Genomic DNA, 13,904 nt, shown 5'->3' with positions numbered 1-13,904 from the left:
GGTGTGCACCACGCGGCGACGATGCTGGCGCACCCCGGCCCGGGCGGTCCTCCGGCACCGCCGGTGCCGCCGCCGTCCGCGCCGGGCACCCCGCCCGGTGCGCACACCCCGCCGCCGGCGTACGGTTACCCGCAGCAGCCGGCCGGTCAGCCGACGGTCGGCCCCGGCTACCAGGCCGTGCTGCGCTACCGCGCGCCCGACGGTTCCGAGGCCCAGATCATCCGGCGGTCCGCGCCCGGCACCCCGCACCCCGAGTGGCAGATGCTGCACGAGCTGCGCGCCATGAACGTGCCGCCGCAGCAGGTGCTGGAACTGCACACGGAGCTGGAGTCCTGTGAGCTGCCCGGTGGCTACTGCGCCCGGATGATCCGGGAGACCTGGCCGCAGGCGCGGATCACCAACATCGCGCCGTACGGCAAGGACCACGCGGGCCGTCAGCAGGGGATGCGGCAACTCCTCACGCACCAGGGTGAGTTGCACCAGGTCGCCGACGGTCCGGCGCGCCCTGCGCCGGTGCGGGCGCCGCTGCCGCAGGTGCAGCCGGCACCGCCGATCCCCCCGGAGGGGATCGCGCAGGAGCTGGCCGGCGCCTTCGGCCCCGGCATCTGCCGGTTCGACCAGCGGGCCGTGTCGCGGCAGGGCGTTCCGGAGGTGGTCGCGCTCACCCTCGTGTGGGCGGGTCTGCCGGCCGACTTCGGGCCGTTCTTCTGGGCGCAGCCGGCCCATCCGGTCGTTCCGACGCTCGCCGAGCTCGCGGCGCAGCGGCAGATCCAGCCGGCCTCGGACGCGGGCTCGTACCTGGTGATCGGCTCGGACTTCGGGCGGGCGATCTGCGTCCAGTACGGGACCGCGCACATCGTCGCCGTACCGGTCGAGGCCGGTCCGGGCGGTCAGCCGGTGCCGCCGCAGTTCGTGAACAGCGGTCTGCCGGAGTTCACGCGCTCCATGGCGCTGCTGGGGCGGATGTGGCGGCTGCGGTTCGGGCTCAACCCCGAGCAGGCGGGACGCTGGACGGTCGACTTCCAGGCCCAGCTCGCGATGCTGGACCCGGCGGCGCTCTCGTCGCCGGAGAACTGGTGGTCGGTGCTGCTCGAGCAGATGTGGGACGGACTGCTCTAGACCGCTGTAGTCCATATGTGACCAAAGGCGCCCGATGTGGAGGACACGTCGGGCGCCTTTTGTCCTGTCTGATGCCGCATCCTTGACGTTTGAGGCAAGACGGAAGGGGCGTCAGGATGAGTTTCGCTGTCGGACGGAGCCGCGGGTACCGCCCGGAGCAGGTCGACCGCTACTTGGCCGCGCTCTTCCGGGAGAGGGACGCCGCCGGTCTGCAGGCCGCGCGGCTGACCGTCCTGGCGGAGGAGATGGAGGCGGAGGCCGCCCGGCTGCGGGAGGCGGTCGCCGAGCTGGCGCCGCAGCGGTACGAGTCCCTGGGCGACCGGGCGCGGAGGATCCTCGAACTCGCCGAGGCGGAGGACGAGTCCCTCGTACGCGCCGCGGAGGCGGAGGCGCAGGCCCTCGTGGACGCGGCGGAGCGGGCGGCATCGGAGGCCGCCGAGGCGGCCCGGGCGTACGCCGAACGGCTCAGGGCGGAGGCGGAGTCGACCGCCCGCACGACCCTGGAGGCGGCCACCGCGCAGGCCGACTCGGCGCTGGCCGCCGCCGGCCAGGAGGCGGAGGAGCGGCTGGCCGCGGCGCGGGAGGAGTTCGAGGAGACGGCCCGGAAGGCGGCCGCGCTCCTGGAGTCCCAGCGCGAGGAGCAGGCATCCGAACGGGCGGAGGCCGAACGAGCGGCGGCGGCCCGGGAGGCGGAGCTGGAGTCCCGGCACGAGGAGCTGATCGCCGACGCCCAGGCCCGCCTGGCGGAGACCCGTCGCGCGCTCGCGGAGACGGAGGAACAGGCCCGCCACGGCCAGGAGGACGCCGAGGCCCGGGCCGCGGAGCTCCTGGCCGAGGCGCGGGTGCAGCAGGAGCGGATCGAACGGGAGACGGAACGCGTACTGCGGGAGCACCAGGAGGCCCGCGACGAGATCCTCGCCCACATGAGCCATATCCGCACGGCCCTGGCGACCCTGACGGGCCGTACGACACCGGAGCCGGACACGGAGACGGAGCCGGAGGCGGACACGGAGGCGGAACCTGAGACGGAACCGGAGACGGACACCGACACGGAACCAGACCCGGCGCCGGAACCAGACCCGGCGCCGGAACCTGACCCGGCGCCGGAACCAGACCCGGCGCCGGAACCAGACCCGGAGCCGGAACCAGACCCGGAGCCTGAACCGAAGTCCGAGAAGGACGAAGCCCAGGAGGGTTAGCAGACAGCCCCTCCAGGCCGCCGCCCCCGCCCGTCGCCCCTACGCCCCCTCCGCGTCCCCCCGCTCCTCCTCCTTCAGGACCGGGAAGCGTCGCGGGGCGACCGTCAGCAGGACGAGCAGGGCCAGTGCCGCCGCCCCCGCCGCGCCGAGGAAGACGTAGTCGACGGCCGCGTCGACCGCTCGCCGCAGGCCGTCGTCGGCGTGGTCCAGGGCGTACGCCAGCGAGTCCAGATGGGCGCTGCCGCCGAGGTGGGCGGCGAGGACGCCGTTGGCGACGGCGCCGAAGAGAGCCGCGCCGACGCTCTGGCCGACCTGGCGGCAGAAGAGGACGGACGCGGTCGTCGTGCCGCGCTCCTGGTACGGGACGGTCGACTGGACTCCCACGATGAGCGGGAGCTGGAAGAAGCCGAGCGCACCGCCGAGCAGCAGCATGAGGAGCGCCGGCTGCCAGGGCTCGCCGGGGAAGGGCAGCAGGGGGAAGGCGAGCAGGACGAGGAGTGCGAGGACGATGCCGACGGTGGCGGTGAGGCGGAAGCCGATGCGGTTGTAGACCCGGTTGGAGAGGGCCGCTGTGACCGGCCAGCTCAGGGTCATCGCGGAGAGGACGAAGCCGGCGGCGATCGGGCCGAGCCCGAGGACGGCCTGGGCGTAGGTGGGCAGGAAGACCGTCGGGGCGACCATCAGCAGGCCGAGCGCGCCGAGCGCCAGGTTGACCGCGGCGATCGTGCGGCGGCGCCAGATCCAGCCGGGGATGATCGGCTCGGCGGCCCGGCGCTCGATGAGGACGGTCAGTCCGCCGAGGGCGAGCGCGCCGCCGAACAGGCCCAGGGAGGGCGCGGACAGCCAGGGCCAGGCGACCCCGCCCTGGACGAGCGCCGTGAGCAGCAGGGCCCCGGTCGCGAAGACGGCCACCGCGCCGGCCCAGTCGACGGACGGCCGGGCCGGTGCCCTGTCCGCCGGCGCCTGGGGGCGTTGCGGCTCCACCAGGAACCGTCCGACCAGCCACAGGGCCACCAGGCCCACCGGCAGGTTGATCAGGAAGATCCAGCGCCAGTCCGCGTAGCCCGCGAGGAGGCCGCCCGCCGCGGGGCCGGCGACCGAGGCCGTGGCCCAGACCGAGGAGAGCTTCGCCTGGATCTTCGGGCGTTCCTTCAGCGGGTACAGGTCCGCCGCGATCGTCTGGATCGTGCCTTGCAGCGCGCCGCCGCCCAGGCCCTGGACGATCCGGAAGGCGATCAGCGAGGCCATGTTCCAGGCCGCCGCGCACAACAGGGAGCCGATGAGGAAGAGGACGATGCCGGCGATCAGGACCGGTTTGCGGCCGAAGGTGTCGCAGAGCTTCCCGTACACCGGCAGGGTCACGGTCACGGCGAGCAGATAGCCGGAGAAGAGCCAGGAGAAGACGGCGAGCCCGCCGAGATCGCCGACGATCTGCGGGACGGCCGTCGACACGATCGTGCCGTCCAGCGCGGCGAGCGCCATCCCCAGCATCAGCGCCGCGACGACCGGGCCGCGCCCGCGCGGGGCGGCGGCGGGCGTCGCGGCCTGCTCCGTCGTGGTCTCGGACACCCGTCGTCCCTCTCTTCCGCGGCCGGTGCGTCGTACATCTAAATTCGTCGCCACAGCCTCTCACTCGACCCGCGGGTGGAGAACCCCTAAGGGGTCCTCCCCCATAGAGGGCAGGGGCCGTTCGTCCCGGCGGAGGACGAGAGGAGCGCCCCTCCGTCCTTAACTTGGTCCTACGGAAAACCTCAGGGCGAAGAGTGCGGCAGGCACCCATGACCCGCCGCCCCGCCTCCCCAAGACTTTGAAGCGCGACCACGCGTACGCACACACCACCGACATAGGAGACATACCGTGACTTCGGCTGTGACCATCCCCCTGAACGGGGACACTGGAGGGCGTACGGCCGTCGCCGCGCGGGCGCGGCAGGTCGTCAAGGCGTACGGAGGCGGCGAGACCCGGGTCGTCGCGCTCGACCGGGTCGACGTGGACATCGCCCGCGGGCAGTTCACCGCGATCATGGGGCCCTCGGGCTCCGGCAAGTCGACCCTGATGCACTGCCTCGCCGGTCTCGACACCGTCACCAGCGGCCAGATCTTCCTCGACGAGACCGAGATCACCGGCCTGAAGGACAAGAAGCTCACCCAGCTGCGCCGGGACCGGATCGGCTTCATCTTCCAGGCGTTCAACCTGCTGCCGACACTGAACGCGCTCGAGAACATCACGCTCCCGATGGACATCGCGGGCCGCAGGGCGGACCGGCAGTGGCTCGACCGGGTCGTGTCGACCGTCGGCCTCGCCGACCGCCTGGGGCACCGGCCCTCCCAGCTCTCCGGCGGTCAGCAGCAGCGTGTCGCCGTGGCCCGGGCGCTCGCCGCCCGGCCCGAGATCATCTTCGGTGACGAGCCGACCGGAAACCTCGACTCCCGTGCCGGCGCCGAGGTGTTGGGCTTCCTGCGGCAGTCCGTGGACGAGCTCGGCCAGACCATCGTGATGGTCACCCACGACCCCGTCGCCGCCTCCTACGCCGACCGCGTCCTCTACCTCGCGGACGGACGGATCGTCGACGAGATGCTCCGGCCCACCGCCGAAGCCGTCCTCGACCGCATGCTCCTCTTCTCCGCCGGACACGCCCAGAGCTCCGACCTCGACGGCGCGGAGCGGACGTCATGACCGTCCTCAAGACCTCGCTGCGCAACTTCTTCGCCCACAAGGGCCGCATGGCGCTCTCCGCCGTCGCCGTCCTGCTGTCCGTGGCGTTCGTCAGCGGCACGCTGGTGTTCACGGACACCATGAACACGACCTTCGACAAGCTCTTCGCCTCGACCGCCTCCGATGTGACCCTGAGCCCCAAGGGCGCGGCGGTCGACGACGAGACGCCGCAGACCGGCCGCCCCGAGACGCTGCCGGCCTCGCTCGTGGAGCGGGTGCGCGGCGCCGAGGGCGTCAAGGACGCCCAGGGCTCGGTCATCTCGCTGAGCGTGACCGTCGTCGACTCCCGTGACAGGAACGTCGGCCCCACCAGTGGTGCGCCGACGATCGCCGTCAGCTGGTCGAAGTACGAACTGCGTTCGGTGGACCTCGTCTCCGGTCACGAACCGCGCGGCCCCACCGAGGTGATGGTTGACGGCGACACCGCCGAGAAGCACGGGCTGAAGCTCGGCGACGAACTGCGCACCATCGCCGTCACCGGTGACTTCACGGCCCGGATCTCCGGCATCGTCGACTTCAAGGTCACCAACCCCGGCGCCACCGTCGTCTACTTCGACACCGCCACCGCGCAGCGTGAACTCCTCGGAAAGGAAGGCCTGTTCACGCAGATCACGGCCGACGCCGCGCCGGGCGTCAGCGACGAGACGCTGAAGGCGAACATCGCCGCCGCGATCGGCGGCGGCGGGTACACGCTCCACACCGCCGCCGAGGTCGCGGACGCGGGCCGCGAGGACGTCGCGGGCTTCCTCGACGTCATGAAGTACGCGATGCTCGGCTTCGCCGGGATCGCCTTCCTCGTCGGCATCTTCCTCATCGTCAACACCTTCTCCATGCTGGTCGCCCAGCGCACCCGCGAGATCGGCCTCATGCGGGCCATCGGATCGAGCCGCAGGCAGGTCAACCGCTCCGTGCTCGTCGAGGCGCTGTTCCTCGGCGTCGTCGGCTCGATCGCCGGCGTGGCGGCCGGCGTCGGACTCGCGATCGGACTGATGGAGCTCATGTCCTCCATGGGGATGGAGCTGTCCACCGACGACTTGACCGTCCGCTGGACGACGCCCACCATCGGCCTCCTCCTCGGCGTCGTCGTCACCGTCCTCGCCGCGTACATCCCGGCCCGCCGGGCCGGGAAGATCTCCCCGATGGCCGCGCTGCGCGACGCCGGGACCCCGGCCGACGGCAGGGCGGGGCTCGTACGGGGCGGGCTCGGGCTGCTCCTCACCGTGGGCGGCGTCGCCGCCCTGTGGACCGCGACCCAGGCCGAGAAGGCCTCCGCCGGCTCCCTCTGGCTCGGCCTCGGCGTCGTCCTCTCCCTCATCGGCTTCATCGTCGTCGGACCGCTTCTTGCCGGCGGGGTCGTCAGGGTCCTGGGCGCCGTCGTGCTGCGCGTCTTCGGCCCGGTCGGGCGGATGGCCGAGCGGAACGCGCTGCGCAACCCGCGCCGTACGGGAGCCACCGGCGCCGCCCTGATGATCGGGCTCGCGCTGGTCGCCTGCCTGTCGGTCGTGGGCTCGTCCATGGTCGCCTCGGCCACCGAGGAGCTGGACCGCTCGGTCGGCGCGGACTTCATCGTCCAGTCCACCAACGGGCAGCCGATCATGCCGCAGGCGCAGGCGGCCCTGGAGAAGACACCGGGCCTGACCCACGTCACCGAGTACAAGTGGGTCGAGGCCACGATCACCGACCCGAACGGCAAGGCCGTGAAGAAGGGCCTGGTCGCCGCCGACCCGACGTACGCCAAGGACCTGCGCCGGGACACCACCGCGGGCACGCTCACGAAGGCGTACGACACGAACGCGATGTCCGTCGGCAGCGACTACGCCACCGAGCACGGCGTGAAGGTCGGCGACGTGCTGACCGTCGCCTTCAAGGGCGGCGAGAGCGCGAAGCTGAAGGTCGCGGCGATCACGTCGGACGAGAACAACGTCGACAAGGGCGTCATGTACACCGGCATCACGACCGCCGAGCGGTACCTGCCCGCCGACAGGGTTCCCCGGAGCATGATCGTCTTCGCCACGGCCGAGGACGGCAAGGAGACCGAGGCGTACGCGGCCCTCAAGGACTCGCTCGCCGCCTACCCGCAGTACAAGGTGCAGAACCAGGCCGACTACAAGCAGGACCTGAAGGACCAGGTCGGCCAGCTGCTCAACATCGTGTACGGGCTGCTCGCCCTCGCGATCATCGTCGCCGTGCTCGGTGTGGTGAACACGCTCGCGCTGTCGGTGGTCGAGCGGACCCGGGAGATCGGCCTGATGCGGGCGATCGGCCTCTCGCGCCGCCAGCTGCGCCGCATGATCCGCCTGGAGTCGGTGGTGATCGCCCTCTTCGGCGCCCTGCTCGGGCTCGGCCTGGGCATGGGCTGGGGCACGGCTGCGCAGAAGCTGCTCGCCCTGGAGGGCCTCGGGATCCTGGAGATCCCGTGGCCGACGATCGTGACGGTCTTCGTCGGATCGGCGTTCGTGGGGCTGTTCGCGGCCCTGGTGCCGGCGTTCCGGGCCGGGCGGATGAACGTCCTGAACGCGATCGCGACCGACTAGCGGAGACGGGGTACGGCCCCGGCCCCGGTCGACATCGCACCGATGTCGACCGGGGCCGTACCCGTACCCCGTCCCACACCGTCCCACCCGCCCCACTCCTCCCACCCGCCTCGGCGGTGGCGCGGCCTCGGCCCGGCCCCGGCGCAGCGAGTTTCGGGCGCGGGTGTCGGTAGCACGTCGTAGGCTGGAGATCCCCCGGCCCGTGAGACGTGTCGGGCTGTTCGCGTTGCCTGTTTTGCCCGATGAACCCACGGGATGGAAGTCCATGAGTCTGCACGGTCTGCTTGACGTCGTCGTCAAGGACGCGGCCCTCTCCGAAGCGGTGAAGGCCGCGGCCGACGGCAACCGCATGCACGTGGACCTGGTCGGCCCGCCGGCCGCGCGTCCCTTCGCGGTGGCCGCGCTGGCCCGGGAGGCGGGCCGTACGGTGCTCGCCGTCACCGCGACCGGCAGGGAGGCCGAGGACCTGGCCGCCGCCCTGCGCAGCCTCCTCGACCCCGACACGGTCGTCGACTACCCCTCCTGGGAGACGCTGCCGCACGAGCGGCTCTCGCCCCGCTCCGACACCGTCGGCCGGCGCCTCGCCGTGCTGCGCCGCCTCGCCCACCCCTCGCCGGACGACCCGGCCGCAGGACCGGTGCGCGTGGTCGTCGCTCCCGTACGGTCCGTGCTCCAGCCGCAGGTCAAGGGGCTCGGCGACCTGGAGCCGGTGGCTCTGCGGACCGGGCAGACGGCCGACCTGAACGAGATCGTCGAGGGACTCGCGGCCGCCGCCTACTCCCGGGTGGAGCTGGTCGAGAAGCGCGGCGAATTCGCCGTGCGCGGCGGCATCCTGGACGTCTTCCCGCCGACCGAGGAGCACCCGCTCCGGATCGAGTTCTGGGGCGACGACGTCGAGGAGATCCGTTACTTCAAGGTCGCCGACCAGCGCTCCCTGGAAGTGGCCGAGCACGGCCTGTGGGCGCCGCCCTGCCGCGAGCTGCTGCTCACCGACTCCGTACGGCAGAAGGCGGCGGCCCTCGCCGAACAGCACCCGGAGCTGGGCGAGCTGCTCGGCAAGATCGCCGAGGGGATCGCCGTCGAGGGCATGGAGTCCCTCGCCCCGGTCCTCGTCGACGACATGGAGCTGCTGCTCGACGTGCTGCCCGAGGGCTCGATGGCCGTGGTGTGCGACCCCGAGCGGGTCCGGACCCGGGCCGCCGACCTGGTGGCGACCTCCCAGGAGTTCCTGCAGGCCTCCTGGGCGGCGACCGCGGGCGGCGGCGAGGCTCCGATCGACGTGGACGCGGCCTCCCTGTGGGGGATCGCGGACGTACGGGACCGGGCGCGCGAGCTCGGCATGATGTGGTGGTCGGTGTCCCCGTTCGCAGCGGACGACGCCGACCTCACGGCGACATTTGCCGCCGACGCGGCGGGGGACACGGTCAAGCTCGGCATGCACGCCCCGGAGATGTACCGCGGCGACACCGCCCGCGCGCTCGCCGACACCAAGGGCTGGCTGGCGGACGGCTGGCGCACGGTGTACGTCACGGAGGCGCACGGACCGGCGGCCCGTACGGTCGAGGTCCTCGGCGGCGAGGGCATCGCGGCCCGGCTGGACTCGGACCTGGCCGAGATCTCGCCGGCGCTCGTCCATGTGGCCTGCGGTTCGATCGACTACGGATTCGTCGACCCGGCCCTCAAGCTCGCCGTCCTCACCGAGACCGACCTGTCCGGCCAGAAGGCGGCCGGCAAGGACGGCCAGCGGATGCCGGCCAAGCGCCGCAAGACGATCGACCCGCTGACCCTGGAGGTCGGCGACTACATCGTGCACGAACAGCACGGCGTCGGCCGGTACATCGAGATGGTCCAGCGCACCGTGCAGGGCGCCACCCGCGAGTACCTCCTCGTGGAGTACGCGCCGGCCAAGCGCGGCCAGCCCGGCGACCGGCTCTACATCCCCACCGACCAGCTGGAGCAGGTCACCAAGTACGTCGGCGGTGAGGCGCCGACCCTGCACCGGCTCGGCGGCGCGGACTGGACCAAGACGAAGGCGCGGGCGAAGAAGGCGGTCAAGGAGATCGCCGCCGACCTGATCAAGCTCTACAGCGCCCGGATGGCGGCCCCCGGTCACGCCTTCGGCCCGGACACCCCCTGGCAGCGCGAGCTGGAGGACGCCTTCCCGTACGTGGAGACGCCCGACCAGCTGTCCACCATCGCCGAGGTGAAGGAGGACATGGAGAAGACGGTCCCCATGGACCGCCTGATCTGCGGCGACGTCGGTTACGGCAAGACGGAGATCGCGGTGCGCGCCGCGTTCAAGGCGGTGCAGGACGGCAAGCAGGTGGCGGTCCTTGTCCCGACGACGCTGCTCGTACAGCAGCACTTCGGCACCTTCTCGGAGCGGTACTCGCAGTTCCCCGTCGTCACGCGGGCCCTCAGCCGTTTCCAGACGGACACGGAGTCCAAGGCGACCCTGGAGGGACTGAAGGACGGCTCGGTCGACATCGTCATCGGCACCCACCGGCTGTTCTCGTCCGAGACGAAGTTCAAGGACCTGGGTCTGGTCATCGTCGACGAGGAGCAGCGCTTCGGCGTCGAGCACAAGGAGCAGCTGAAGAAGCTGCGGGCCAACGTCGACGTCCTGACGATGTCGGCGACCCCCATCCCCCGTACGCTCGAGATGGCGGTGACGGGCATCCGGGAGATGTCGACGATCACCACCCCGCCGGAGGAGCGGCATCCGGTCCTCACCTTCGTCGGCCCGTACGAGGAGAAGCAGATCGGCGCGGCCGTCCGCCGCGAACTGCTGCGCGAGGGCCAGGTCTTCTACATCCACAACCGGGTCGAGTCGATCGACCGGGCGGCGGCCCGGCTGCGGGAGATCGTCCCGGAGGCGCGGATCGCCACCGCCCACGGCCAGATGGGCGAGAGCGCCCTGGAGCAGGTCGTGGTCGACTTCTGGGAGAAGAAGTTCGACGTGCTGGTCTCCACGACGATCGTCGAGTCCGGCATCGACATCTCCAACGCCAACACCTTGATCGTCGAGCGCGGCGACAACTTCGGGTTGTCGCAGCTGCACCAGCTGCGCGGCCGGGTCGGCCGTGGCCGTGAGCGGGGTTACGCGTACTTCCTGTACCCGCCGGAGAAGCCGCTGACCGAGACCGCGCACGAGCGGCTCGCGACGATCGCCCAGCACACCGAGATGGGCGCGGGCATGTACGTGGCGATGAAGGACCTGGAGATCCGCGGCGCGGGCAATCTGCTCGGCGGAGAGCAGTCCGGTCACATCGCGGGCGTCGGCTTCGACCTGTACGTACGGATGGTGGGCGAGGCGGTCGCGGACTACCGGGCGCAGATGGAGGGCGGAGCCGAGGAGGAGGCGCCCCTGGAGGTCAAGATCGAGCTCCCGGTCGACGCCCATGTGCCGCACGAGTACGCGCCGGGCGAGCGGCTGCGCCTGCAGGCGTACCGCGCCATCGCCTCGGCGAACTCGGCGGAGGACATCAAGGCGGTACGGGAGGAGCTCACCGACCGTTACGGCAAGCTGCCGGAGCCGGTGGAGAACCTGCTGCTGGTGGCGGGGCTGCGGATGCTGGCGCGGGCGTGCGGTGTCGGCGAGATCGTGCTGCAGGGTCCGAACATCCGCTTCGCGCCGGTGGAGTTGCGCGAGTCCCAGGAGCTGCGGCTCAAGCGGCTCTACCCGCGCACGGTCATCAAGCCGGCGGTCCACCAGATCCTGGTGCCCCGGCCGACGAGCGGGAAGATCGGCGGGAAGCCGGTGGTGGGCCGTGAACTGCTCGCATGGACGGGCGAGTTCCTGACCACGATCCTCGGGTCGTAGGCGGTCCGTAGGCGGGCCCCGTCCGCAGGCGGTTCCGGGCCCGTCCGTAGGCATGGGGCGTACGGGGTCGGCCGTGTCCGGGCGGGGCACGGCCGACCTGTCGTCAGAACGCGTCGAGGTCCAGGGCCTCGGCCATCACGCGGTAGCCGACGTCACCGGGGTGCAGGTGGTCGCCCGAGTCGTAGGCGGGGAGCATGCGGTCCGGGTCCGCAGGGTCCGCGACGGCGCGGTCGAAGTCGACCACGGCGTCGTACGCGCCGGAGGTGCGGACCCAGTCGTTGAAGGCGTCCCGCTTGGCCTCGTTCTCCGGGCTGTCGTAGAAGGAGCCCTTGATCGGGGTGAGGGTCGCGCCGATCACCTTCAGGCCCTCGGCGCGGGCCTGGCGGATCAGCGTGCGGTGGCCCTCGATGAGCTGTTCCACCGACACTTCGGGGGTGGGGTCGCCCGGGGTGCCCGGCCTGCTGGCCCCGATGTCGTTGATGCCTTCGAGGATCACGACCGTGCCGACGTTCGGCTCGCTGAGGGCGTCCAGCTTGAAGCGGTGGATGCCCTTCTCGCCGGCCCACGTGGTGTCGTGGGTGACCTGGTTGCCACCGATGCCGTGGTTGAGGACGCTGCGCGGCTTCCCGGCGGCGGCGAAGCGCTCGGCCAGTTCGTCGGGGTAGCGGTTGTTCGCGTTCGAACCGGAGCCGACGCCGTCGGTGATGGAGTCGCCGAAGGCGACGATGCCGTCCCGGCGGGCGGGCGCGCCGCCGCTCACCTCGACGCCGGAGAGGTAGTACCAGGAGTCGCTGGTCTCCTTGAACGCCGTCCCGTCGCGGTCGGAGCGGTGGTCGCCGTCCGCGCGGTAGCTGGTGGCGGAGGAGAAGGTGTGGAAGGTGGCGGGACCGGTGGGCGCGGCCAGGTAGAGCGTCACGGTCACCGACTCCAGGGCGCCGACCGTGAACGGTACGCCGTCGCTGTACGCGGTGGCGCCGGCCGGGATCGTCACGGACCGGTTCTTGCCGAAGGACAGGTGGCGGACCGAACCGGCCTTCACCGAGGCGCCCTTGTCCGTGCGGGCCACGGTCGCGCCGGTGACGACGAGCGGCGTGGTGCCGTAGCGGTTGGAGAGTTCGATACGGGCCTTGGTGCCGCCGGTGGAGACCCGCACGACCTGGCGGACCGTGTGGTTCGAGAAGCCCTGCTGCGACCAGTTGGGGCCGAAGGGGGCGGCCGGGGCCTGCGGCGAGGTGGCCCAGGCGCCGCGCCACGCCTTGTCCTGCCCGGCCTCGGCCGCCCCGGAGCCGGTCAGCGGCAGTGTGGTCAGGACGGCCGCGCTCAAGACGGCGACGGCCGTGCGTCGTACGGAGTTCGTGAAGATCATGTCCCGCCCCTTGTTCCCGTTCGCGTTCCGGTCTGCGTGCGATCCCTTCCGCACGTGACCAAGAGGAGAGCGACTCCGGTTATTCCCCGGGGGGTTGGGGGGCGTCGTTCGCGAACAGCACTCCGGCGAGGGTGCGGAAGACGTCCTCGGGGTCCCGGTCGCCGACCGGCCCCGCGAGGTTGTGGCTGAGCAGCAGTGTCGCGAAGCCGTGCGCCAGCGACCAGGCCGCGACGCCCGCGAGGCGCGGGTCGGGGCCCCGGCCGCCGCCGGGCAGTTCCGCGACGCCCGCCCGGAGCCGGTCGCCGGCCCGCTCCTTGGCGGCGAGGAGCTGCGGGTCGTCGGAGCGGAGCAGGTCCGGCTGGAACATGACCTGGAAGTGCGCCGGGTGGTCGGTGGCGAAGCGTACGTACCGCACTCCCGCGTCCTTGAGGTCCGTCGCCTCGGCCAGCGCCGCCGCCAGCAGGTCGAACCCCTCGGTGGCGACGGCGGTCAGAAGGCCGGCGCGGTCCTTGAAGTGGTGGGCCGGGGCAGCGTGCGAGACGCCCGCGCGGCGGGCCAGGTCGCGCAGGCTCAGGGCGGACGGGCCCTCGTCGGCGATGACGTCGAGGGCGGCGCTCAGAACGGCCTGCCGCAGGTCGCCGTGGTGGTAGGTGCTCCGGCTGGTCATGACAGCAGCCTACGCCGAATCTAGGCATTGACAAGTTGAGTGGAAGGGAGGAATCTAGTCGGTGACAAGATGAGGTGGAGGAGGAAGCCATGACCGTGGACACCGCCCTGAGTGTGGAGCCCGGCCGCGTACGGCAGATGTGGCATCTGCTCGAACCGCTGCACGCGCTGCTCTACTACGCCCCCGAGTCCTTCGAGGAGGCCGCCGCCCTCGGCCACGACGTCGAGGAGCGCTGGCCGAGCTACTTCGCCTGGCGCGCCGCCCCCCTCGGCCCGGCGGGGGCGGAGCGGGTGACCTCCGCGTTCTACAGCTTCAGCCCGGCGATGGTCGCCCGGTACGTACCCGAGATCTGGCGCACGGCCGCGCCCGCCGATGTGCTCGACGCCCGGCTGCGGGCCGTGGACCGGGCCTACCGCGCGGTCCTCGGCGCCGAGGTCGTCGAGGGCGCCGAGCTGGCCGAGGCCGCCGGCCTCGCCCGGCG

The 13,904-nt window shown here is 72.0% G+C and carries 8 protein-coding genes and 1 pseudogene; 6 read left to right on the top strand and 3 right to left on the bottom strand.

Annotated elements, in window-relative coordinates; all coding sequences use genetic code 11:
* A partial coding sequence (locus J7E93_RS27695; protein ID WP_251067186.1) for an SUKH-4 family immunity protein occupies positions 1–1,119 on the top strand: 1,119 nt, incomplete at its 5' end.
* Positions 1,120–1,235: 116 nt separating this feature from the next.
* Positions 1,236–2,318: a cellulose-binding protein gene (locus J7E93_RS27690; RefSeq protein WP_308368808.1), complete on the top strand. Its 1,083-nt coding sequence runs from the start codon at positions 1,236–1,238 to the stop codon at positions 2,316–2,318.
* 39 nt (positions 2,319–2,357) lie between these two features.
* Here J7E93_RS27690 and J7E93_RS27685 read toward each other — a convergent pair whose 3' ends face one another.
* A complete protein-coding gene (locus tag J7E93_RS27685; RefSeq protein WP_308368807.1) occupies positions 2,358–3,887 on the bottom strand; it encodes an MFS transporter in 1,530 nt (509 codons plus the stop codon).
* Positions 3,888–4,175: 288 nt separating this feature from the next.
* On the opposite strand from J7E93_RS27685, the gene J7E93_RS27680 reads away from it, so the two are divergent.
* The 3 genes from J7E93_RS27680 to mfd all read left to right on the top strand — a co-directional run bounded on the left by J7E93_RS27680 (position 4,176) and on the right by mfd (position 11,390).
* On the top strand, positions 4,176–4,994 hold the full coding sequence (locus J7E93_RS27680) for an ABC transporter ATP-binding protein (protein ID WP_308368806.1): 819 nt from the start codon (positions 4,176–4,178) through the stop codon (positions 4,992–4,994).
* Positions 4,991–7,567 carry an ABC transporter permease gene (locus J7E93_RS27675; RefSeq protein ID WP_215072695.1) on the top strand — a complete coding sequence of 859 codons (2,577 nt, stop codon included), beginning with the start codon at positions 4,991–4,993 and terminating at the stop codon, positions 7,565–7,567. The genes J7E93_RS27680 and J7E93_RS27675 overlap by 4 nt, the downstream gene beginning before the upstream one ends.
* A gap of 265 nt (positions 7,568–7,832) precedes the next feature.
* On the top strand, positions 7,833–11,390 hold the full coding sequence (gene mfd, locus J7E93_RS27670; RefSeq protein WP_215072694.1) for a transcription-repair coupling factor: 3,558 nt from the start codon (positions 7,833–7,835) through the stop codon (positions 11,388–11,390).
* Positions 11,391–11,493: 103 nt separating this feature from the next.
* On the opposite strand, the gene J7E93_RS27665 is transcribed toward mfd, so the two are convergent.
* Complete coding sequence (locus tag J7E93_RS27665; RefSeq protein ID WP_215072693.1) at positions 11,494–12,756, bottom strand: SGNH/GDSL hydrolase family protein; 1,263 nt, start codon at positions 12,754–12,756, stop codon at positions 11,494–11,496.
* A 79-nt stretch (positions 12,757–12,835) separates the two neighbouring features.
* Positions 12,836–13,423, bottom strand: a complete 588-nt coding sequence (locus J7E93_RS27660) for a TetR/AcrR family transcriptional regulator (RefSeq protein WP_215072692.1) — start codon at positions 13,421–13,423, stop codon at positions 12,836–12,838.
* Between the two features lie 89 nt (positions 13,424–13,512).
* Between J7E93_RS27660 and J7E93_RS27655 the strand changes: the two are divergent.
* Positions 13,513–13,904: pseudogene (locus tag J7E93_RS27655) on the top strand (hypothetical protein); the annotation flags it as partial.

This window comes from Streptomyces sp. ISL-36, from assembly GCF_018614205.1.
In the GTDB taxonomy this organism is placed as follows: Bacteria; Actinomycetota; Actinomycetes; order Streptomycetales; family Streptomycetaceae; genus Streptomyces.
The sequence above is the reverse complement of the archived record's forward strand: the minus strand, read 5'-3'. Positions and strand labels throughout refer to the sequence as shown.

What these genes read in the sequence shown, in the direction of transcription:
- J7E93_RS27690 (WP_308368808.1), top strand. Translation starts at nt 1,236, where the DNA reads ATGAGTTTCGCTGTCGGACGGAGCCGCGGGTACCGCCCGGAGCAGGTC.
- J7E93_RS27675 (WP_215072695.1), top strand. Translation starts at nt 4,991, where the DNA reads ATGACCGTCCTCAAGACCTCGCTGCGCAACTTCTTCGCCCACAAGGGC.
- mfd (WP_215072694.1), top strand. Translation starts at nt 7,833, where the DNA reads ATGAGTCTGCACGGTCTGCTTGACGTCGTCGTCAAGGACGCGGCCCTC.
- J7E93_RS27665 (WP_215072693.1), bottom strand. Translation starts at nt 12,756, where the DNA reads ATGATCTTCACGAACTCCGTACGACGCACGGCCGTCGCCGTCTTGAGC.
- J7E93_RS27660 (WP_215072692.1), bottom strand. Translation starts at nt 13,423, where the DNA reads ATGACCAGCCGGAGCACCTACCACCACGGCGACCTGCGGCAGGCCGTT.